19 protein-coding genes are annotated in these 21,293 nt (G+C 55.8%); 2 read left to right on the forward strand and 17 right to left on the reverse strand.

What is annotated here, in order from left to right; genetic code table 11:
- Positions 1-44 precede the first annotated feature (44 nt).
- Complete coding sequence (locus ACTG39_RS09035) at positions 45-1,661, reverse strand: NAD+ synthase (RefSeq protein WP_439107213.1); 1,617 nt, start codon at positions 1,659-1,661, stop codon at positions 45-47.
- A 133-nt stretch (positions 1,662-1,794) separates the two neighbouring features.
- Here ACTG39_RS09035 and ACTG39_RS09040 point away from each other — a divergent pair, with 133 nt between their 5' ends.
- Together ACTG39_RS09040 and ACTG39_RS09045 are read left to right on the forward strand one after the other, a co-directional pair.
- Positions 1,795-3,414: a sensor histidine kinase gene (locus ACTG39_RS09040; protein WP_439107214.1), complete on the forward strand. Its 1,620-nt coding sequence runs from the start codon at positions 1,795-1,797 to the stop codon at positions 3,412-3,414.
- Between the two features lie 6 nt (positions 3,415-3,420).
- Entirely contained in the window at positions 3,421-4,791 is a 1,371-nt protein-coding gene (locus ACTG39_RS09045; protein ID WP_439107215.1) for a sigma-54-dependent transcriptional regulator, read from the forward strand.
- Here the strand turns inward: ACTG39_RS09045 and ACTG39_RS09050 are convergent, their stop codons facing one another.
- The 16 genes from ACTG39_RS09050 to ACTG39_RS09125 all read right to left on the reverse strand — a co-directional run bounded on the left by ACTG39_RS09050 (position 4,792) and on the right by ACTG39_RS09125 (position 21,285).
- Positions 4,792-5,883, reverse strand: a complete 1,092-nt coding sequence (locus ACTG39_RS09050) for a hypothetical protein (RefSeq protein WP_439107216.1) — start codon at positions 5,881-5,883, stop codon at positions 4,792-4,794. It lies immediately after the preceding gene.
- 11 nt (positions 5,884-5,894) lie between these two features.
- A complete protein-coding gene (locus tag ACTG39_RS09055) occupies positions 5,895-6,407 on the reverse strand; it encodes a hypothetical protein (protein ID WP_439107217.1) in 513 nt (170 codons plus the stop codon).
- Positions 6,404-7,399 (reverse strand): PilW family protein, encoded by a 996-nt coding sequence (locus ACTG39_RS09060; protein WP_439107218.1) that lies wholly within the window; start codon positions 7,397-7,399, stop codon positions 6,404-6,406. The genes ACTG39_RS09055 and ACTG39_RS09060 overlap by 4 nt, the downstream gene beginning before the upstream one ends.
- Positions 7,399-7,839 carry a type IV pilus modification PilV family protein gene (locus ACTG39_RS09065; RefSeq protein ID WP_439107219.1) on the reverse strand — a complete coding sequence of 147 codons (441 nt, stop codon included), beginning with the start codon at positions 7,837-7,839 and terminating at the stop codon, positions 7,399-7,401. Before ACTG39_RS09065 ends, ACTG39_RS09060 begins: the two co-directional genes overlap by 1 nt.
- Before the next feature lie 47 nt (positions 7,840-7,886).
- The gene (locus ACTG39_RS09070; RefSeq protein WP_439107249.1) at positions 7,887-8,474 is read right to left on the reverse strand and encodes a GspH/FimT family pseudopilin; all 588 of its coding nucleotides are present in this window, start codon (positions 8,472-8,474) and stop codon (positions 7,887-7,889) included.
- Between the two features lie 95 nt (positions 8,475-8,569).
- Positions 8,570-9,010, reverse strand: a complete 441-nt coding sequence (locus tag ACTG39_RS09075) for a type IV pilin protein (RefSeq protein WP_439107220.1) — start codon at positions 9,008-9,010, stop codon at positions 8,570-8,572.
- A 244-nt stretch (positions 9,011-9,254) separates the two neighbouring features.
- Positions 9,255-10,202 carry a 4-hydroxy-3-methylbut-2-enyl diphosphate reductase gene (gene ispH / locus ACTG39_RS09080; protein ID WP_439107221.1) on the reverse strand — a complete coding sequence of 316 codons (948 nt, stop codon included), beginning with the start codon at positions 10,200-10,202 and terminating at the stop codon, positions 9,255-9,257.
- Positions 10,202-10,648 (reverse strand): FKBP-type peptidyl-prolyl cis-trans isomerase, encoded by a 447-nt coding sequence (locus ACTG39_RS09085; RefSeq protein ID WP_439107250.1) that lies wholly within the window; start codon positions 10,646-10,648, stop codon positions 10,202-10,204. The genes ispH and ACTG39_RS09085 overlap by 1 nt, the downstream gene beginning before the upstream one ends.
- A 23-nt stretch (positions 10,649-10,671) precedes the next feature.
- A complete protein-coding gene (gene lspA, locus ACTG39_RS09090; protein WP_439107222.1) occupies positions 10,672-11,184 on the reverse strand; it encodes a signal peptidase II in 513 nt (170 codons plus the stop codon).
- Complete coding sequence (ileS, locus tag ACTG39_RS09095; RefSeq protein ID WP_439107223.1) at positions 11,177-13,981, reverse strand: isoleucine--tRNA ligase; 2,805 nt, start codon at positions 13,979-13,981, stop codon at positions 11,177-11,179. Before ileS ends, lspA begins: the two co-directional genes overlap by 8 nt.
- Positions 13,982-13,989: 8 nt before the next feature.
- Positions 13,990-14,931 (reverse strand): bifunctional riboflavin kinase/FAD synthetase, encoded by a 942-nt coding sequence (gene ribF / locus ACTG39_RS09100; RefSeq protein WP_439107224.1) that lies wholly within the window; start codon positions 14,929-14,931, stop codon positions 13,990-13,992.
- Between the two features lie 58 nt (positions 14,932-14,989).
- Positions 14,990-16,612 carry a murein biosynthesis integral membrane protein MurJ gene (gene murJ, locus ACTG39_RS09105; RefSeq protein WP_439107225.1) on the reverse strand — a complete coding sequence of 541 codons (1,623 nt, stop codon included), beginning with the start codon at positions 16,610-16,612 and terminating at the stop codon, positions 14,990-14,992.
- On the reverse strand, positions 16,609-17,247 hold the full coding sequence (locus ACTG39_RS09110; RefSeq protein WP_439107226.1) for an NUDIX domain-containing protein: 639 nt from the start codon (positions 17,245-17,247) through the stop codon (positions 16,609-16,611). The genes murJ and ACTG39_RS09110 overlap by 4 nt, the downstream gene beginning before the upstream one ends.
- Positions 17,244-18,260, reverse strand: a complete 1,017-nt coding sequence (locus ACTG39_RS09115) for an aspartate carbamoyltransferase (protein ID WP_439107227.1) — start codon at positions 18,258-18,260, stop codon at positions 17,244-17,246. Before ACTG39_RS09115 ends, ACTG39_RS09110 begins: the two co-directional genes overlap by 4 nt.
- A 66-nt stretch (positions 18,261-18,326) precedes the next feature.
- Positions 18,327-19,775, reverse strand: coding sequence for an exodeoxyribonuclease I (sbcB, locus tag ACTG39_RS09120; protein WP_439107228.1), 1,449 nt, complete (start codon positions 19,773-19,775; stop codon positions 18,327-18,329).
- Positions 19,762-21,285: a fumarate hydratase gene (locus ACTG39_RS09125; protein ID WP_439107229.1), complete on the reverse strand. Its 1,524-nt coding sequence runs from the start codon at positions 21,283-21,285 to the stop codon at positions 19,762-19,764. The genes sbcB and ACTG39_RS09125 overlap by 14 nt, the downstream gene beginning before the upstream one ends.
- Between the last annotated feature and the right edge of the window lie 8 nt (positions 21,286-21,293).

The following is a 21,293-nucleotide window of genomic DNA, read 5'->3' on the forward strand; positions in this document are numbered from 1 at the left end:
AGCTTCTCGATTGACTGCCCCGGAGCTCGCTGCTCCCGAGTAACCTACTCCCCAATACGCCACGCAGAGGTAATTGGATAACGACGGTCGCGTCCAAAACCGCGCTGCGTAATGCGCACGCCAATAGGCGCTTGCCTACGTTTGTATTCATTAATGTCCACCAGCCTGACAGCGCGCTCAACATCTGCTCTGGCAATACCCTCGGCAATAATGGCTTCGGCACTGAAGTCCTGCTCAACATAGAGCTCAAGTATTCGGTCCAGCACATCGTAAGGCGGGAGGCTGTCCTCATCTTTTTGATCGGGGGCCAGCTCAGCGGACGGCGGTCGCTCAATCACACGGTCGGGAATACAGGCACCGAGGCTATTGCGGTAGCGACAGAGGGCGTATACCAGCGTTTTGGGGACATCCTTTAGAACGTCAAAGCCCCCCGCCATATCGCCGTAAAGCGTAGAGTAACCCACGGCGAGTTCGCTCTTATTGCCCGTGGTCAGCACTAATGATCGCTTTTTATTGGAGATTGACATGAGTAGCACCCCACGACAGCGGGCTTGCAAATTCTCCTCGGTGGTATCGGCCTCGAGCCCTGCAAACTCTTCGCTAAGGGCGGCCAAAAAGCTCTCATAGATCGGCTCAATAGAAATCACGCTGTGACGAACACCCAGCATCGCGCTTTGCTCTGCCGCATCAGCGATGCTGATATCAGAGGTATAGCGAAAAGGCATCATCACAGCTTCGACGCGCTCCGGACCGAGTGCGTCCACTGCCACCGCCAGGGTCAGCGCAGAATCAACACCCCCGGACGAACCCAGCACAACGCTGGGAAAGCCGTTCTTGTTCACATAGTCCCGCATGCCCAGAACCAGCGCCTGCCAAACCGCCTCCAGCTCTTCGAGCGGCTCCGCCAGCGCAGCCTTCCTGAAGCTTCCACTGCTCCCGGAACGCTCAACCCAGCTCGCCGAGGTGTCAAATCGGGGACTCTGAGCGGCCAGACTGCCGTCGCTGCTCATCGCGAAGGATCCACCGTCAAAAACCAGTTCGTCTTGCCCACCAACCTGATTCACATAAACCACTGCCAACGCGTTGTCCCGACACCGAGTGGCGACCAAATCCTGGCGCTCCTGCTGCTTACCACGGTGATAAGGAGAGGCATTGAGGTTGATCAGCAACTCGGCGCCCGCTGCTGAAGCCGCCGCGGTGGGGCCAGGCACCCAAATATCTTCACAGATGCTCAAGGCCACCTGAGTTCCCTGAATGTTCAGAACGCAGGGCTGTGTTCCCGCGGTGAAGTAGCGCTTCTCATCGAACACCTGATAATTGGGGAGCTCACTCTTACGATACTCTGCCTTGAGCTCACCCCCATGAATCACGCCAGCGCAGTTGTATAGAACCTCGTCGCGACGAATGGGATAGCCCAAAATCACCCAGGCACTTGCGGGGAGCTCTCGACACAGACGCTCAATGGAATCGTTTACCCGCTTGCACAGTGCGGGTCTCAATAGCAGATCCTCCGGCGGGTAGCCCGAAAGCGTTAACTCCGGGAAGACCACAACAGGCGATTCCCGTTCCTGGCAAGCCTGAGTCGCGACCTCGATAACCTGATCTGTATTGCCGACAAAATCACCCACCTGGGTGTTTATCTGGGCCATCAAAATGTGCATAAGGATTTTCCAACTTTCAGAGGTCGCTATTGTCAGTGATCCTGAGCAAGCTGACCAGATAGCGCGACAATATGTCGAGCGCTGCTAGAATGCACCCATGCAGCTGAAGGTAACTACGATTGGATAATACGCCGTGAGTAATCCAGCCATACTGGTGCCTCCCGGCGCCATGGGATCCGAACAGAATGCTCTGCTGCTTCGAATCTATCTCATCTACCGGACAGTACTGTCCGTGGTGTTTTTGGTTCTGATCACTCTGCCAGCCACCCGCCAACTCGTGGGCGCGCAAAACCCGGCCCTGTACGTGGCGGTCAGCAGCATCTTTTTATTCAGTAATGTCGCACTATTGGGCGCTGTCGCTGTTCAGTGGCAAAGCTCCAACGCCAAACTGGTACTTCTCTTTTGTGTCGACATCGTCTGCATCACGCTTCTGAGTGACGCGTCAGGCGGTATGAGTAGCGGGCTGCCGCTGTTATTGGCGATCACGGTAGCCTCGAGTGCAGTACTGATTAGTAATCGCACGGTAGCAACGCTGGTCGCAGCATTGACCGTACTGGCAGTACTTGGTGACACGCTTCGTCTCATGTCCACCAGCGACGCCGGCATTAGGGCGCTGTTTCCCGCCGGTCTTCTTGGACTCTTGTTCTTTGCCGTATCGGGCATGGTACAGCTCGTGGCAATGCGACTGGGTCGGGTTGAGGCCCTGGCAAGTGAGCGCGGCAGTGATATCTATCGCCTGCAAAGACTCAACGAACAAATCGTACAGAACATGCAAACAGGCATACTCCTCGTTGACTCTCAGAATCGTGCCCGATTGCTCAACGCCGCTGCGGGCAGACTGCTGGACCCCAGCAGGCCCATCGCTTTGGAGCAGGGTCGCGAGCTCATGGACTACAGCGCTGTGCTTACAGAGCGTATCGATAACTTCCGCCTCAACGGACACCAAGTCAGAACCCCCTTTGAGGCCAGGGGTGACGGCACTGAGGTGGTTGCTCGCTTTCATAGCCTCGAAGGTGGCGACGAGGACCAGATTCTGGTCTTTTTGGAGGACTATCGACCAGTGGCGGCCTACGCACAGTCGCTCAAGCTGTCCTCTCTCGGACGCCTCGCCGCTAGTATTGCTCACGAAATTCGCAATCCGCTGGGGGCCATAAGCCACGCCTCCCAACTGCTCAACGAATCACCCACGCTGGCAAAAGACGATCGAAGAATGGTTGATATAGTGCTGACCAACAGCCAGCGGGTTAACGACATTGTAGAAAGTATTCTGCAGATCTCTCGTCGGGAGCCGCCGAAGCCAGACACCCTGAAGCTTGTCGACTGGATGAGTGAATACTACGAACGCTACCGCAGTGCCCGGGACAACCCCGGACAGCTGACTATTGAGTATGTAGACCCTCAGGCGCGCATACTTATGGACCCGGAACACCTCGAGCGCGTGTTGGATAATCTCGTCGACAACGCCATGCGCCACAGTGAAGTGACCAACCAGAAGCAATCTGCAGAACTGAGAGTTCGCGTGGATCGCAAGAAACGGGAGTGCGTCGTTGATGTGTACGATGACGGAGAAGGCGTGGAAGCCGCCGACATCCCCCGGCTCTTTGAGCCCTTTTTTACACGCAGTCAGGGTGGAAGCGGTCTGGGGCTATATCTTTGTAGAGAGCTTTGCGAACTCAATCAAGCCAGAATCGCCTATGTGCCCACGACCGAGGGTCGCAGCCGGTTTCAGATCATCATCGAACAGCAGGAGTAACACAGTTTGAGCAGCAATGACGCCGCCCGAGTGCTTATCGTTGACGATGAGCCGGACATTCGCGAGCTTCTGGAAATAACCCTGGGGCGCATGGGACTGGAAACGGTCAGTGCCGCCACCCTTGGTGAAGCGTACGCGCAACTTGATAGCGAAACGCCTTTGCAACTGTGCCTCACTGATATGCGCCTTCCCGATGGCAATGGTATTGACCTGGTTGAGCACATACAGGCCACGCAGCCCTCACTGCCCGTTGCCATGATTACAGCCCACGGTAACGTAGACAGCGCCATTCGCGCACTCAAAGCGGGCGCCTTTGACTTTATTAGCAAGCCCGTGGCCCTCGAAAAGCTGCGAACCCTGATTGCTGCGGCGCTGGAGCTCGACGCGATTGCTGGCGATAGTGCTCGCCCTGCCAACGAAGAGCTCATTGGTGAGACCGAAGCCATGGGGCAACTGCGAAAGCAGATCGAAAAGCTTGCTCGCAGTCAGGCGCCCGTGCACATCAGAGGAGAGTCCGGAAGCGGCAAAGAAGTCGTCGCGCGCAATATCCATGGCCGTGGCCCCCGCGCCGCCGGCCCCTTTGTGCCGGTCAACTGCGGCGCAATACCTGCCGAGCTCATTGAAAGCGAGCTGTTTGGCCATCTCAAAGGAAGCTTCACCGGAGCCAGCCGCGACAAGCTAGGCTTGTTTCAGGCAGCCGAAGGAGGAACACTGTTTCTTGATGAAGTGGCTGACCTGCCCGTGGCAATGCAGGTCAAGCTGCTGCGAGCCATACAAGAGAAGCGGGTTCGTCCTGTAGGTGCAAACGAGGAAATAGCCACCGATGTGCGCTTGCTATCGGCGACGCATAAGAGCCTGGCCAAAGAGGTCGCTGAGGGGCGTTTTAGAGAGGACCTGTTCTTCAGGATCAATGTCATTGACCTTTACGTACCCAGTCTTCGTGAACGCAAAGATGACATCGCGTTACTGGCCAAAGCCTTGATATCGCGCATCGCCGTCGCCAACAATGCCCCGGCCCCAAAAATCAGTCCGAGAGCAATATCGAGCATGCTGGACTATCGGTTCCCGGGAAACGTACGGGAACTCGAGAATATACTGGAACGCGCTTTCGCCCTCTCTGATGGGGGAATCATCGAGGCTGATGATCTTCAGATAGGCAGCATCGAGTCTCCCGCAATCTCACAGAAGCAAAGCGAGGGCGACGCTCTCAGCGCAGTTGCCGGCGATCTGGACGTCTACCTGGCAGACATAGAACGAAATGTGTTGGTAGAAGCCCTGGAGCAGCATCGCTGGAACCGTACCAAGACAGCAGAGACTCTGGGGGTGAGCTTTCGAAGCTTGCGTTACCGGATGAAAAAACTGGGCCTTGATGAGTAATTAATCTTTATCGATAAGCATGTCTCGCCAGTAAAGTCGTTTTACAGCCGGATGTTCGATGGCAACGCTCGCCGGCAGGAGCGGCAATATGCCCTCTGTCTGCGAGTCTTCATCGCCGAGCGATGGCTCATTCGTGGAAACAGTGGGCTCTTTGAGAAACGACTGATCAGCTAATCCTTCGCCCGTTCGCAGATCCAGGGCGACTATTTCGGTGGGTCTTGGGAGTTCCGAGCACGGCTGCGAATCGGGTGTTTGGGGCGCCACAAACACCCGTCCGCTCACGACGACAAGACTGGGATTAATAGGTGCATCAACAATAGAGAGATCCTTCCACCAGCCAAGACACCGCGAACCCAAACAGGAGTCGCTTTGTCTCCCGTCCTCTAGAGAATCAAGATCTTCCAGTAACACCGGAGGCCGCTCTGGTGAGAGAGAATCAAAGTGGTAATCGCGTAGGTAAAACAAACGCGGGCCCCCTAACAGAGACTCGCCGAGCTTACTGCCAATCAGAAGTAGCCCATCAAAAGACGAACCCCGCGCATCGAAACTGTGCAGAAGCACCGGCGCAGATTCGAAGCGCAAGGGGTCGGCACCTGCTAGAGAGGCCAGGCGAAGCAACTGATTGCTCTCCCGCTGAGACTCCTGTGCTGTAACAGCGTTAGGGAAGAAAAGACGCCAAATGTTACCCCCGGAGTCGCCAAAGTACGCCCGCAGGGCTATTCCATCAGCTCCGACAACAACGCTTACAGCTGCGGGACTAAACTGCGCGGCCACCTCTGTAGCTGCCGCAGGAATCTGAGGTTTAGCAACCCAAACCTCCCGACCGGAAACCGCGTCCACCAAAGACGCGACTGGGCCGTTCGACAGATGCAGCTCAAACTCTTCGGGTACCCCGCCCCCAGCCATTGGCAGGCGCACAGTGACTACCCTGGAATCAATTTGACCTTCCGGCGGCCGGTTTTCGAGACTGCCGGACTGGACATTTGGGTCCAGACATTCAGGCTGTGCGACCACGTGGCTAACAAAGACCATCGAGTTAAGCCACAACAAGGTAAGTAGCGATAGTGAACGATGGCAGGCAGATGTCTGCATATACCGAGCAATCATGGTGGGCCCGCTCGCTGCGAAACCGCCAGCAAGAGGGAATGGTCCGCAGGGCTTTTACCGCTTACAAATACGCGAAGATCCAACACCCGGTGTTGATACAAACCCACCGATGACACAGTTGACTCACTACTGCGAATTGGTTCCTTAAAATCAACTTCTTTAATCGATGTGCTGTGTGTCAGAGGCTGCATGCTCTCAAGACTCAAGCCGAAGGCCTGCGCACGCTCATCGAGACACTCAGGCGTGGATAGACAGCTAAAGAGATCCTTGTTGAGCTCTCCCCGAGAAGCCGCCTCAGCCAGGGCAGTCACCACCACGTTCATTAAATTAAGGGCGGCATTGTCCGCATCCACCTGCGCCATCAACCCGCGGGCGAGACGCGCATCCATCAAGGATCGCTGCACAGCGGTATGAACCAAAAGTGCTGACAGGAGCGCAAAGATCATTGCAGCGATCAATGCGAAACCACCTTGAAGACGATGACCGCCGATGCTGCGGAGCGTAGTCATAACAGCGAATCCTGAAAACGCTGATTGGGCAAGGGTACCGTGACCCGAAATACACGCCGCAAAAACCCATCACCACCGAGAACCATGCGACGCAAGCCCAGGGCGTACTCCGTCTGATCCGAATCTGGCAGATTCAGGGGTTCGATAGAACGAATAAGTAGATACAAAAAGGCGTGAGTGGCTGGGCCAAAATTGAACCCGGAGCGCGGATCAACAACCCGGTCCGGCTTGCCATCACCATCTTCGTCAAGCGCCAAATCAACTTTCAGGGACTCTACGCCTTCGAACAAGCATTGAGAACGTAGCCCGGATCGAGACAGCTTTTTTACGCAAAGGGCCGGGATATCGTCACCAGGAGTCGCCGAATAATCTCGCAGGTAGTAGAGCGCAGGAGACCAACGCCAGTACTGATAAGCCCCTGATGCGGAATGAGAAGAATCGTCTGACCGTGCATCTGCCTCTATCGCCCGATAAAAACTCGCCGGGGCTTGCCCGGAGGTACGGAGGTACCAGTAACCATCCCTGAGGAGAGCTGCACCGTTATCTGTAACAGACTCAACCGCTACTGCTGCCACGCGCTGCACCGCAACAAGATCGGAGCTCGACTGCAGGTACCTCTGTGGCAAACAGTCCAGCGAAGACACATCCAAACCCGAGGCATCATCCACTGAGTAAACCTCAATAGATTGATGCAGTCGCATGGGCCAGCCCGCCGGATTGCCACAGTCGGGAACATCAGTGCTCTGGAGGTCAATTTCCGTCAGGGCCCCAGCAAAGAACCCGGACATGCGCAGCTCTCTGGACAGGTGTAACAATGCGCGACTTCCGGTCAGATCCACGTCCGACGAAGCCTGCTGCCAGGCCAATGCGTTGGTCAGCTTTTGAATAACCGTCAGCATGACCGTTAAAAGTACTAATCCCAACGTCATCGCTATCATCATTTCAGGCAGGGTAAACCCTCTATCTGAACCGGTAATATAGCGACGCAACATCAGAGCACTTCTCCCAGTCGTTGCATCGTCAGCCTCATCTGCGAAGGCCCAGCGTTCTCCGATTCCGCCTTTAAGCCGTGCAGTAATGCTCGCGACAAAGAAGACCAAACCGCCGTAAGATGTGTGATCTGGCCATGAACAGAGAACTCAAGGCGGAGGTCAGGTAACGCCCTCATCGCAACATCGCTTCCTCCATCGAATTGGCGCGTCATCAGAAGGTATTGATGGACTGTGTCCTCAGATGCCGACTGCACGGCATTGCGTTCCATCTGATCCCAGGCAATCAGCGTGGCGCGCGTATAACGGGAGGCATCCTCGCTATTTCGCATGGCGTCCAGTTGCAAACTGAGCAACCCCGACGCGGTCGTAGAGAAGACCAACACTGCCAACAGCAAGTCAATTGTCAGAAAGCCCCGGTGCCCCCTTTGCCTATCGAGCACTGGCGCCCTCGAGCACCCGCCATAACGCGGCACCTGTTTTGTGATGTTCAAACCACGCATCGCTGGTGCTCCACGGCTGACCGAACCCTGCCAACGCCACTCACGACCACCAGCCAGCTTTTACGCGGAATCGCGCCAGGCGCACAGACAACAAATGTCTTGCCCGGAACGACATATCCGCTAGCGCGATAACTTAGTCCGGAAGTGAGGCTGTGCTCACCATCACGATTTCGTATTTGCACCTGCGATTGAAGAGCCCCTTCGCGGCGAAGAGCGTGATCAACACCAAAAGTAAAATCGCCATCGCCATCAGAGTCCTCGAAAACCAACCAACCTTGCTTGTAATCTCCACCACAGGCGCTAGCGTGAGCGATCTCGATATTTTCGGCATTTTCACTATGTGTTGCCGGGCAAATCGTCACATCCACCCGATTCAGCACCGCATGGCTACGGGCAGTCTTTAGACTCGACACTAATCTCGATGCGTCGCTGCGGATTGCGAGACTTACCTGCAGGCGATCCATAGCCGGCAGACCCAAAGAGAGAAAGATCGCCAGCAGTGAAGCTACGATCAAAAGCTCAAGCAAGGTAAAACCCCGCGGGTTTTTGTATGGCTGTCTGGAGTAACTCGGCATCAGATCATAGTGGCCAAGTCGATATGCGCTCGCCACAAAAGGCCGCTATTTGATCAGATGACGGTGTTTTGGATGGTTTCGCGAATGATTGAATCTCACCAGCAGCGGCGTGTGTCGGATCCGGTAGCCGATCTTCGACCGTAGGAATCCAGGCTCATGCTAGTGCAGAGGACATCCCCTGTCTGCGATGAGCCTTGTCTGGGCCGGGCAGTTAGCAGATAACAGGTCCCCAGGGAGCCTTCGCTGCAAGCACTAGCTTCAACGGTGTAGTGACCCTGTTCAGAGGCAAGAGACCGTTCAGAGAAGCCGAGATCTCGCATATCAGCGGTATAGGTACCATGGCGGAGCATGAACAGCTCCTGCCGTGACGCGGCGTCCAGCAATGCCTTCACCGCGTCACCGCGACGAGTTTTTACTAGTGTTTGCCGATAGCCCGGAATAGCGAGCGTAGCGAGAACGGCCAACACCAAGATCACAATCATCACCTCGATGAGAGTAAAGGCGGATTGCCTGACCAAAAATCGTGCGGGGGGCATCACGCGACCGCGGAAACATTGAGCGCAGTTGGTGTCAGCAAGATAGCGATGGCGATGGCGACAACTAAGCAAAACGGACACGCCGGCAAATTCAGGTGCGACAATTCTGCCCCGAACGAGCGCTCAGCTCTTCATCCAGAAACGTACAAATCTCATCATGAGCAGCGTCGGAGCGATACCGGCACCGCTCTGTGCCTCGGCGACTACTGTACTTTTCGACCCAGCAACAATGGCTTTATGCCTGTTACTCGACCGGCGTGAGTCTCAGCTCCCGGGGAATACTGAAGGTTACGTTCTCGGGACGGCCGTCTATCTCCTCGACGCTACCAGCGCCAAGATCCCGCAGCCGGTCGATTACTTCCTGCACCAGAACTTCCGGCGCCGAGGCGCCCGCCGTGACGCCCACGCGAGATTTGCCAGTGAGCCATTTGGGGTCAATTTCATCCGCACGATCAAGTAGAAAGGCCTCGGCCCCCATGCGCTGTGCAAGCTCCCGCAGGCGATTCGAATTTGAACTATTGGGTGAGCCGACAACAATCAGCAAGTCGCAATCAGCCGCCAGGCCCTTCACCGCATCTTGACGGTTTTGAGTGGCGTAGCAAATATCGTCTTTTCGCGGACCGGAAATCGCGGGAAACCTAGCTCTCAAGGCGTCAATGACTCTGGCTGTATCGTCCATGGACAGCGTAGTCTGGGTGACATAAGACAGTTTATCCGGATTATTCACGGTGAGGCTGGCCACCTGCGCCTCGTCCTCAACCAGATAAATTTCACCGCCGTTACTGTAATCGTACTGCCCCATCGTCCCTTCGACTTCGGGGTGTCCCGCGTGCCCTATCAACACGCACTCCCGACCTTCGGCGCTGTACCGTGTGACTTCTATGTGCACCTTGGTTACCAGAGGACAGGTCGCATCAAAGACCTTAAGCTCTCGTACGTCCGCCTGCTTGCGTACTGCCTGAGACACACCGTGCGCACTAAAGATCACTATGCAGCCGTCAGGAACCTCGTGCAGCTCATCAACAAAAATCGCCCCTCTGGATCGCAGATCATCTACGACGAAACGGTTATGCACCACTTCGTGGCGCACATAGATGGGCGCACCAAACACTTCCAGGGCCCGGTTGACAATATCTATTGCACGATCCACGCCGGCGCAGAATCCGCGGGGATTAGCCAGTTGAATTTGCATCAGTGCAACTCCACCGCTTCAAGACGATGAATGTGAACGTCGAAGAGAATTGTGTGTCCTGCAAGGGGGTGATTGAAGTCGACTGTTACCTCCGAATCATCAAAGCCCACAATCATTCCAGGTAATTCACCACCGGAGGCATCCGCAAAAGAACAGACCAGCCCCAGTTCGAGCTTCATCTCATCATCAAAGCCGTCCCGGGGTACACGCTGAACATTACTTTCGTTGGGCTGACCAAAAGCGTCCTCGGGAGGCACCTGAAACAGTTTCCTCTCACCGGGCTCCATGCCGATGATGCAGCGCTCAAAACCCGGCAACAAACTGCCGTCGCCGATGGCAAAACTCACGGCTTCACCGCCAAAATTTGAGTCCACCTCCGCCCCATCTTCCAGAGCCAGAGAGAAGTTCAAAAACACACGGGTACCATCACCCACGTTTACGTCCATAGCATCACTCACGACGGCTGACCTTAACTGTGCCCGGTCTCATTAGAGGGGCTATCGGTCACCGTATTAAACACACTGTCAATAATAATCAGAAAAGCACCTACCGATATAGCAGCGTCTGCGACATTAAAGGTCGGAAAATACCAGTCACGGTAATGGACACTGATGAAATCGACAACGTAGCCAAGATACACCCGGTCAACAAGATTCCCCAATGCACCGCCCAATACCAGTGCAAGGGCCAGAGACAGCTGCCACTGCCGAGGTTTCAGCTCCTTGATCCAGTAGGCGATCATGCCACTGACGACAAGCGCCAATACGGCAAAGAACCATCGCTGCCAGCCGCCCGCGCCCGCCAGAAAACTGAAAGCGGCGCCCTCGTTATGGTGCAGCGTCAAATTGAACCAACTGAGAATTTTGACCGGCGTGGCATAAGCAAGTTCAGATGAAGCGAGCCACTTGCTCCCCTGATCCATCGCCACAATCACAGTCGCCAGACCATACCAGCGTCCGGTGGCCGCGACTGCATCAGGCAAAACGACGTTCCTCACCCGGACCATCAACGTTAGTGACGCAGCGACCACACAAGGTAGGATGCCCGGCGTGCTCGCCGATATCCGCGCAGCGATGCCAGCACCGCTCACACTTCTCAGCGTCAGATACAGTTACCGACAAACGTAAGCCATCAATCTCGGTGGCAGCAGCATCCTCTGGCGCGGATGCAAAAGGGGCAACCTCCGCCTGAGAGGTGATCAACACAAAACGCAGCTCGTTTTCCAGCCCTGTGAGTCTCTCTGCCAGCTGCCCATCACAGTACAAGGTGACGGCCGCATCCAAAGAGCCCCGCAAATCACCGGCCGCACGCAATGTTTCCAGTTGCTTGTTGACCGCGGCGCGCACCGCAATCAATGCATCCCAGTAATCGGCATCCAATGCGTCGTTTCGAGACAAACGCAACAGGGGTTCACCCCAACCAGCGAGAAGTACTGAGTCTTCTCGCTCACCCGGAAGGTTCTCCCAGATCTCTTCGGCGGTGAACGAAAGCACGGGGGCCATCCACCGTGCCATTGCATCCGCTATGCGATACAAGGCTGTTTGCGCCGACCGTCGCGGCAGGCTGTCCGCCTGCGTGGTGTACTGCCGGTCTTTAATGATGTCCAGGTAAAAACCACCCATCTCCCCCGAGCAAAAATTGTGGAGGCGATGACATACCTGATGAAACTGATAGGCATCATAGGCCTGTCTCAGTTCCTCCTGCAGACGTGCGGCGGCATCCACTGCCCAGCGATCCAGAGGCAATAAATCCCCATCCGCTACGATGTGCTCTACGGGATCAAAACCCGACAGATTAGCGAGCATGAATCGAGCGGTATTGCGGATGCGACGGTAGCTATCGCCGGTTCGCTTAATAATCTCATCGGAGACAGCCACTTCGTTGCGATAGTCCGTAGACGCGAGCCAGAGGCGCAGAATGTCAGCGCCGTTATCGTTCATCGCCTTTTTGGCGGGAATAATATTGCCAATGGACTTGGACATTTTTCGTCCATCGCCATCAACGGTAAAACCGTGCGTCAATACCGCTTTGTAGGGCGCCACGCCATAGGCACCGATCCCCGTCAAAAGAGACGACTGGAACCAGCCCCGATGCTGGTCGGAACCCTCAAGATATAGATCCGCAGGCGCCGAGAGCTCCGCTCTGCGCCGTAGCACGCAGGCATGGGTCACACCCGAATCAAACCACACATCCAGGGTGTCCGTTACCTTGTCATAGTGTTCAGCGTCATCGCCGAGGAGCTCCCGCGGATCAAGACTAAACCAGGCCTCGATACCGGATTCCTGTATGCGAGTTGCCGCCTGCTCTATCAGTGCAGGTGTGTCGGGATGCAGCTCTGCGGTTTCCTTGTGTACAAACAAGGTGATAGGCACACCCCAGGTACGTTGCCGGGAGATACACCAATCGGGACGATCGCTGAGCATGGACTCTATGCGAGCACGCCCCCAATCCGGTATCCATTGCACTGAGTCGATGGAGTTTTGCGCCGCCTCCAACAGGCCATTTTCATGCATACGCACAAACCACTGCGGAGTAGCGCGAAAGATCAGCGGCGTTTTGTGACGCCAGCAATGGGGATAGGAATGTAGATAGTCTTCGTGATGAAGGAGCATACCGCGCTCCTGCAGCGCAGCAACAATATTCGCATTAGCCTTGAAGACATGCTCACCGGCAAACAGCTCGGTATCCGCGCGGAAAACCCCGTTGGGACCCACGGGGTTGTCCACGGAGAGGTCGTAACGAAGACCTACGGCATAGTCATCCTGACCATGGGCTGGCGCGGTATGCACGGCACCCGTACCCGCCTCCACTGTGACATGCTCTCCAAGAATCACCGGCACCTGACGCTCGAGAAACGGATGTTGGAGCAATTGATTCTCCACATCCCGTCCCTTACAGCGACCCAACACCTGGGCCTCTCCAAGCCCGAAGCGCAAAGCGCAACTCTCAGCCAGCGCCTCGGCCACCAGCAGGCGCTGACCGTGTCCGGCAATAAGTACGTAGTCGAGATCGGGATGCAGACTCACAGCCCGGTTAGCGGGCAGGGTCCAGGGCGTCGTTGTCCAGATGGGGACGACTACCGATTGGTCATTCTCCAGATCGCAGGCTTGATTGAAAGCCGCAGAGTCCACCGCTGCAAAAGCCACGTCGATAGCCGGAGATTGCTTATCTGCATACTCAACTTCCGCCTCGGCAAGTGCAGAGCCACAATCAAGACACCAATGCACGGGCTTGAATCCTTTGTGCACGTGACCGCGATCCACCAATCGACCGAGGGTTCGAACAATGTCCGCCTCAAAATCAAAGTCCATGGTCAGGTAGGGATTGTCCCAATCGCCAATAATGCCCATGCGCACAAAGTCCAGGCGCTGGTTATCGATCTGACGTTGGGCGTAGGCGCGACATTTCTCACGAAATTCAGCGGCACTCAGCTTCACACCCGGTTTACCGACTTTCTTTTCTACATTGAGCTCGATAGGTAGTCCGTGACAGTCCCAACCCGGGATATAGGGAGCGTCAAAACCATCAAGGGTCTTGTACTTAACGATGATGTCCTTGAGCACCTTGTTCACCGCGTGTCCCACGTGGAGATCGCCATTCGCGTAGGGAGGGCCATCGTGAAGAACGAAAGTTGGTCGCCCCTCTCTAGCCTCCCGAATGCGCTGATAAAGCCCCATCTCCTGCCACTGCTTGAGCCTTGCGGGCTCACGCTGGGCAAGGTTCGCCTTCATGGGAAATCCCGTGGTCGGCAGGTTCAGGGTGTCCTTGTAATCACTCATGTGCTCAATCAGTCCTCAACGCCCGATGCAAACCAGGCACGAGCTCCTTCAATATCTTGATAGATTTGCGCTTTGAGTAAATCAACCGACTCAAAACGTTGTTCATCACGTAACTTGTGCATAAAGCTCACGGTGAGCCGTTGGCCATACAGCGCGTGGTCACCATCGAGAATGTGTACCTCCAGATTCGGACGAACACCTTCTTCTACTGTGGGTCTCACCCCCACATTGGCAATTGCAGGAGCAGACTCAAGACCCGCGCCCTGCACTCTCACGGCAAACACACCACTTAAAGGAACGCTGCCTCTTCGTAAGGCAATATTCGCTGTAGGCGTACCTATTTGTCGACCCAACTGCCGGCCATAGATCACCCGCCCGGCCATCTCGTAATCGCGCCCAAGACAGGCTCGAACAGTCCCGAAATCGCCTTGCGCCAAAGCACTGCGCAAACGCGTACTACTGACACGCTCGTCTCCCCGCTCAATGGTGTTGGTACTCAGGGTGTCGAAACCCTCTCTCTCACCCATCGCCTTCATCATCGAAAAGCCACCCTCACGATCGTGTCCAAAGCGAAAATCATCGCCTAAGACCAAAGAGCGAACACCGAGACCTTGTACGAAAATTTGATCTGCAAACTCCTCAGCGGACATTTGTCGCAGGTTTTCATCAAAGCGCAGGCAGAGCAAACGATCAACGCCCAACGCCGCGAGCGACTCAAAGCGCTCCCGAAAACTCTGCAATCGAGCCGGCGCAGATTCCGCGGCCAAATACTCTCTGGGCAAAGGTTCAAAGGTCACTACCGTAGTGGGCAGATCATATTTACGGCCCTGCTCAGCTAACTGAGAAACCACGGTCTGATGCCCCAGATGCACGCCATCGAAGGCACCGATGGTGGCAACACAGGGGCGATGCTGAGGACGCAGGCCTTTAAGACCGCGAAGGAGCTTCATGAGGTCACTGAGGTTTAAAAAATAGACGCGACAGTATATCGAAGAACAGGCGGACAGCCTATGCAGATGCGTCTGAGTCGGACCCTGCTTTCGGCGCGACGGGAGCGGGGGCCCGAAGTTCAGCTAGGCGTAAACCCGCGACCCAAAGAACACTGAGATAAACCGCCAAACCCACCATGCAGAGCCCGACGATAGTCATCGCGCGCTGCCTCCAATGCCAGTCTAACCAGAGTCCTTGCTCGGGGGTTACCACAGCGAGCGCAGCACCCATACAAGCACAAGCAATAGCCAGTCGAATAAGATATCGACGCCATAGGGGATCAAACTGGTACACCCCCTCGCGGAGAAGCCCTTTCCACAGAAGTCCGGCATTCAGAAACGCACTCAGACTAGTAGCCAACGCCAGTCCTACATGACCAATACCGAAGTAGAACATGAGGGGCACCACGAAAATCACGTTAAGCACCATGTTGGCGACCATGGCACGAATACCGATACGTACGGGCGTCACCATGTCCTGACGAGCGTAGAACCCCGGCGCAAGCACCTTGATAAGCATAAACGCGCAAAGACCGAGGGTATAAGCCCGGAGACTCAGGGCCGACATGGCAATATCCCGCTCACTCAGCGCTCCGTAGTGGAACAGGCTGATGAGAATCGGTTCCGCCAGTATCAGCAGCGCCAGAGACGCGGGCACACCGACTAGCAGTACGGATCGCACAGCCCAATCAAGGGTCTTTGAATAGTCCTCCTCGCGGGCCGCGGATTTATGTCCTGCAAGCGTTGGCATGATCACCGTAGCCACGGCTATGGCAAAAACCCCCAAAGGCAACTCGGTGAGGCGATCTGAGTAGTACAGCCAGGACACGCTGCCCGTCGGTAAAAATGACGCGAGCACCGTGTCAAACAACAGGTTTAACTGACTTACCGACACGCCGAATAACGCGGGAATCATCAGAGTCATCACCTGGCGCACCCCCGGATGACCTGGCTCCCAACGGGGCCGTGGCACCAAATCCAGTCGGTAGAGAAAAGGCATTTGAAACAAAAGCTGTATGAATCCCGCAAACAGCACTCCCCAGGCAAGGGCAAAGGCGGGTTCTGCAAAGTAAGGCGCTGCCAAAAGGGACGCGCCAATCAATGAAAGATTGAGTAAGACGGGCGTAAACGCAGGCACAGCAAAACGCCCATAGCTGTTGAGAATCGCTCCACACATACCCGTTAGCGATATGAGCATAAGATAAGGGAAGGTAATGCGGATGAGATCGGCGGTGAGCGCAAATTTTTCTGGTTGCGCGATGTACCCCGGAGCAAAGAGCCCCGCCACCAGAGGCGCGGCGAGCAGGGTGAGCGCCGTCAATAAAAAAAGCACGCCTCCCAGCACACCCGCCACTCGGTCTATCAAGGCTCGAACTGCAGCCTGACCGCCCTCTTCCCGACACTCTGCGAGCACCGGAACAAAAGCCTGTGCAAAGGCGCCCTCGGCAAACAATCGACGGAGAAAATTGGGTATTTTGAAAGCGATAAAAAAAGCATCGGCGTTCGCACTGGCGCCAATCACCGCCGCGAGAATTACATCCCGAGCAAGACCCAAAACCCGGGAGAGCATGGTCATGGTACCCACCACCGCGCTTGAGCGGAGCAAGCCCGGGCGATTTTTTTCTGTTAGATCGGCGCTCATGCCGTCGCGGCGGCTCCGCTGTTCCAGGCGTCCCTCAATCGCTCTCCGTGAAGAGCGAACCACTGCAGCGCGACCAGCGTGTGTCCATTGTTGATTTGGTTCTGCGCCAGCAGTTCCATAACCTCAGCCCTAGGAATACGATGGACCAAGATATCTTCGCCTTCGTCTTCCAAACCCAGCACCTGCCCCACCGCTGCACTTAGCACACGGCCACAGAATAATCTCACGTGTTCTGTACAAGCACCGGCACTGGGATAGTAAGAAGCGATGGGGACCAATTCTGCGAACTCGCAGCCGGCCTCCTCCTGAGCCTCGCGGCGAACCACGACCTCATCGCTCTCGCCCGGCTCCACGATCCCGGCAATCAACTCAAGCATCCAGGGGCTATTCGCGTCCCGGAGAGCGCCTGCGCGAAATTGCTCAATGAGAATCAACGAGTCGGTCTCGGGCTCGTAGGGCAAAACTCCCACGGCATCGCCGCGCTCGAACACCTCTCGGCTGACAGGCGCGCTCCAGTCACCGGAAAAGCTTCTGTGCCGAACACGAAGCTTCTGGATCGCGAAGTACCCGTCGAACACTTGCTCATCATCGAGAACGCGCACATCTGCGGGACCAAAGCGCAAAGAAAAACTCACGTGAAGCGACCACCGGTGTACCAACCAACATCTCTCGCGTGCTTGTCGACCTCATCAACAACATCCAACACCAGCGCAAACAGCGCCATACGGACCAGGACCCCGTTATCTGTCTGCCGGAAGATGGCCAAATTGGGATTGTCGTTCAAGTCATCGTCGAGCTCCCGCGCGGCCTCTCTGGAGTCTCGGGGGAGCGGATGCATAATCACGGTATTGGGATCGCAGTGACGGGTATAGGTTTGCTGATTCAGTCGAAAGCGCCCGCGGTACAAACTCGCCTCTTCTGAAGAGGCAAACCGCTCTTCCTGAAGCCGGGTGCTATAGACAATGTCCACCTGCGCAATACCTTCTTCCATGGCGTCGCTCTCGATCACCTCGTGACCAGCCTGACGCAGGGCTTCGACAATGTCGCCGGGCATGCGAAGCTCGTCGGGAGACACCAAAGTCACGCTGACTCGATCAAACAGGCAGAGTAACTTGCAAAGACTGTGTACCGTACGCCCAAATCTTAGATCTCCTACCATGGCTATGCGCAGGGTATCGATACCGCGATTCTGAGCGGATAACTCGCTGCGGATGGTGTAGAGATCCAGGAGCGCTTGTGTGGGGTGCTCATTGCTTCCATCTCCGCCATTGATGACCGGCACACGGCTGGCGGCAGCAAACTCTGCGACGGATCCCGCTTGGGGGTGACGCATAGCAACGACATCGGAATAACCCGAAAGAACTCGGGCGGTGTCATAGAGTGACTCGCCCTTAGCGAGAGCGGAATTCTCTATGCCTGTTGTCTCTCGAACCTCGCCTCCCAGGAGATTAAATGCACTACCAAAACTCACGCGAGTACGGGTGCTGGGTTCAAAAAACATCGATCCGAGAATAGCGCCCTCCAGGACCCGGGTAACCTTTCGGCGGCGGGCGTAGGGCTGCATCGCGTCAGCCACTGTGAACACCGACTCCACATCCGAACGTTCGAATTGCCCCACAGAGAGGATATGGCTGCCCGCAAATTTCATATTAGCCCGCCTGATTCAGAGATCGTTCAAGACGGCATTATACGGGTGGAACGGTGCAGGCATACCTCAAGCCAGTAAGGTATCGCCCCAGTGCTGCAATTCTTCAAGGATTTTTCTGTCGCGCTCGGTCAGTTCGGGGGCAGCCAATCGCACGTCAATCAGTTCGTTTAGTGCCTCGAGATTCAAAGCACGACCATCTCCCTCGTTGATCCTGGAGAAGCGAAATTCTTTCCAGCGAGCGCGTTCGTCGTCATTGAGCGTCTCGGGGAAATTCCTGGCACGATAACGAAACAGCATTTCTTCAAGACGTGAATCATCAAATGCAACCGTTGCAGCTGCCAGATCTTCGGGGCTTAGTTCGAGAATCCTGTCGAGCGTCTTGCGATCCTCCCGGGGGATAAAGCCTCCGCTATAGAGCATTCGATCCGGGTCGGTCTCAGGCTTTCGAATAGACAACTCGCTCAGACCGCGTAGCTTGTCGCGAAGCGCGCCAGGCATCCGTGCATCGTAGTCACGGAGTTTTTTGAAGTTACTCCGGCAAGCGTCTAAATCAAGATTCGCTCTTTCTGCCACCGCAGTGTCCGCCATTTTCGCCGGCAGCAGCACCGGGCAGCGATTGATGTGTACCGACTTTAGGCCGGGCCTTTGCTCGCCCTCCGCCAGGTCGGCGCCTGCGGTGTAAAGCAGACGATGCAGTTCTGACACCGGCAGATCGATAAGCACATCGGCGTCTACACTCAGGTCCGCGCAAAAAACCTCGTTGCGTATTTGATGGTGCGCCGCCAGAGGAAGAATCATACCCAGATTGGCCCGCTGGGCGCCGAACATGCCTGAAACATGCAACAGGGGCTGCGACATGGGTTCCAACATTGGCTGCACTGCCTGTTTAAAACGCTGCTTAAACAGCCAGTCAAACAGACGGGGCTGTTTTTCCTTTAGCGCTTTAGCCAGGGCGATCGTCGCCTTTACATCGACCAGGGCGTCGTGCGCCTGCCCCTGCTCGAGTCCATTGGCTTTGCAAAGATCCTCGAGTCGAAAACTCGGCAGTCCATCCTCCCGGCTGGGCCAGTTCAAACCGTCAGGACGAAGTGCATAAGCCGTACGTACGATGTCAATGAGATCCCATCGTGAGCGGCCATCGCCGTACTCGCGCGCGTAGGGGTCTCGCAGATTTCTATACAAGGTGGAACGGGTAACCGTGTCATCAAAGCGCAGGGAATTGTAGCCAACAGCACAGCTGCCGGGCTGCATAAACTCAGCGACGATAGTCTGAATAAACTCCGCCTCGACCATGCCATGAGCGTCAGCAGTTTGAGGCGTGATGCCGGTAATCAAGCAGGCATCCGGATGGGGGACGTAATCGCGCGGTGGCTTGGCATACACCACCAGAGGCTCACCGATGGGATTGAGCGCCAAGTCTGTACGGAGACCGGCAAACTGCGCCGGTCGATCGTATCCGGGGTCTACGCCAAAGGTTTCGTAGTCGTGCCAGTAAAACGTTTCAGATGAGCTCAAGAGCCTGCTCTTCGATGACGCCTCGCCAGTGCGCAGGCCCCGATAAGTGCACAGACGTCCCCCGTGTATCGACAGCGACGCTTACGGGCATGTCCTTTACCTCGAACTCATAGATCGCTTCCATTCCCAGCTCGGGGAAAGCCACCACGCGCGAGGAGGTTATCGCTCGCGACACCAGATATGCGGCACCGCCGACAGCCATAAGGTAGACCGCTTCATGCTTACGTATCGCCTCAATACCCGTGGGTCCGCGCTCCGCTTTACCGATCATGCCAAGCAACCCGGTCTCTTCCAAGATAAAGTCGGTGAACTTATCCATGCGTGTGGACGTGGTGGGTCCGGCAGGTCCCACTACCTCATCACGAACGGGGTCCACAGGACCCACGTAGTAAATAAAGCGGTTTTTAAGGTCCACCCCATCAGGGAGTCCTTCACCACTGAGGATGAGCTCCTGCATTTTCTTGTGGGCCGCGTCACGCCCCGTCAGCATCTTCCCGGACAGCAGTAAGGTATCACCGGGCTGCCAGGTGGCTACCTCTTCGCGGGTCACCGTATCGAGATTCACGCGTCTAACATCGTCGCCGGCTTCCCAACTGATCTCAGGCCAATCATTAAGATCTGGTGGCGTTTGCAGGGCCGGGCCATTGCCGTCAAGCGTAAAGTGAGTGTGCCGAGTGGCGGCGCAATTGGGGATCATAGCTACCGGTAATGATGCAGCATGGGTCGGAAAGTCTTTGATCTTCACGTCTACAACAGTCGTTAATCCACCGAGTCCCTGGGCGCCAATACCCAACCGGTTCACAGCATCCATGATCTCCAGGCGTAACTCCTCAACGCGACTGGACGGACCCCGCTCGCGAAGATCATAGATATCAATGGGATCCATCAGAGACTCTTTGGCAAGCACCGCAGCTTTTTCAGCTGTTCCGCCAATCCCAATGCCCAACATTCCTGGAGGACACCAGCCGGCGCCCATCGTGGGTACAGTGTTAACGACCCAATCAACGACCGAGTCCGAGGGATTTAGCATCGCCAGCTTGGCTTTATTCTCAGATCCACCGCCCTTGGCAGCTACGCGCACATCTACGGTATCCCCGGGCACTAACTCCATGTGAACGACCGCCGGCGTGTTGTCGCCGGTATTCTTGCGTGCGCCCGCGGGGTCACTAAGAATGGATGCGCGAAGCACATTATCGGGATGGGTATACGCTCGACGGACGCCTTCGTTGATCATATCGGTAACCGAGAGCTTCGCATCCCAACGCACATCCATTCCCACCTGCAAAAACACGGTCACAATGCCCGTATCCTGACAAATAGGACGATGACCCTGCGCACACATTCTCGAATTAATCAGAATCTGCGCCATGGCATCTTTTGCTGCGGGGTTTTGTTCCATCTCCCAGGCCTTATGGACCGCCTGCACAAAATCTACCGGATGGTAGTAAGAGATAAATTGCAAAGCATCAGCAACACTGTCGATGAAGTCGTCTTGTCGGATTACCGTCATATCACTGT

The organism is Congregibacter sp. (assembly GCF_965662665.1).
Taxonomy (GTDB): domain Bacteria; phylum Pseudomonadota; class Gammaproteobacteria; order Pseudomonadales; family Halieaceae; genus Congregibacter.

What these genes read in the sequence shown, in the direction of transcription:
- ACTG39_RS09050 (WP_439107216.1), bottom strand. Translation starts at nt 5,883, where the DNA reads ATGCAGACATCTGCCTGCCATCGTTCACTATCGCTACTTACCTTGTTG.
- ACTG39_RS09055 (WP_439107217.1), bottom strand. Translation starts at nt 6,407, where the DNA reads ATGACTACGCTCCGCAGCATCGGCGGTCATCGTCTTCAAGGTGGTTTC.
- ACTG39_RS09060 (WP_439107218.1), bottom strand. Translation starts at nt 7,399, where the DNA reads ATGTTGCGTCGCTATATTACCGGTTCAGATAGAGGGTTTACCCTGCCT.
- murJ (WP_439107225.1), bottom strand. Translation starts at nt 16,612, where the DNA reads ATGAGCGCCGATCTAACAGAAAAAAATCGCCCGGGCTTGCTCCGCTCA.
- ribF (WP_439107224.1), bottom strand. Translation starts at nt 14,931, where the DNA reads ATGAAGCTCCTTCGCGGTCTTAAAGGCCTGCGTCCTCAGCATCGCCCC.
- ACTG39_RS09115 (WP_439107227.1), bottom strand. Translation starts at nt 18,260, where the DNA reads ATGAAATTTGCGGGCAGCCATATCCTCTCTGTGGGGCAATTCGAACGT.
- ACTG39_RS09070 (WP_439107249.1), bottom strand. Translation starts at nt 8,474, where the DNA reads ATGCCGAGTTACTCCAGACAGCCATACAAAAACCCGCGGGGTTTTACC.
- ACTG39_RS09035 (WP_439107213.1), bottom strand. Translation starts at nt 1,661, where the DNA reads ATGCACATTTTGATGGCCCAGATAAACACCCAGGTGGGTGATTTTGTC.
- ACTG39_RS09085 (WP_439107250.1), bottom strand. Translation starts at nt 10,648, where the DNA reads ATGGACGTAAACGTGGGTGATGGTACCCGTGTGTTTTTGAACTTCTCT.
- ACTG39_RS09075 (WP_439107220.1), bottom strand. Translation starts at nt 9,010, where the DNA reads ATGCCCCCCGCACGATTTTTGGTCAGGCAATCCGCCTTTACTCTCATC.
- ispH (WP_439107221.1), bottom strand. Translation starts at nt 10,202, where the DNA reads ATGCAAATTCAACTGGCTAATCCCCGCGGATTCTGCGCCGGCGTGGAT.
- ACTG39_RS09125 (WP_439107229.1), bottom strand. Translation starts at nt 21,285, where the DNA reads ATGACGGTAATCCGACAAGACGACTTCATCGACAGTGTTGCTGATGCT.
- ileS (WP_439107223.1), bottom strand. Translation starts at nt 13,981, where the DNA reads ATGAGTGATTACAAGGACACCCTGAACCTGCCGACCACGGGATTTCCC.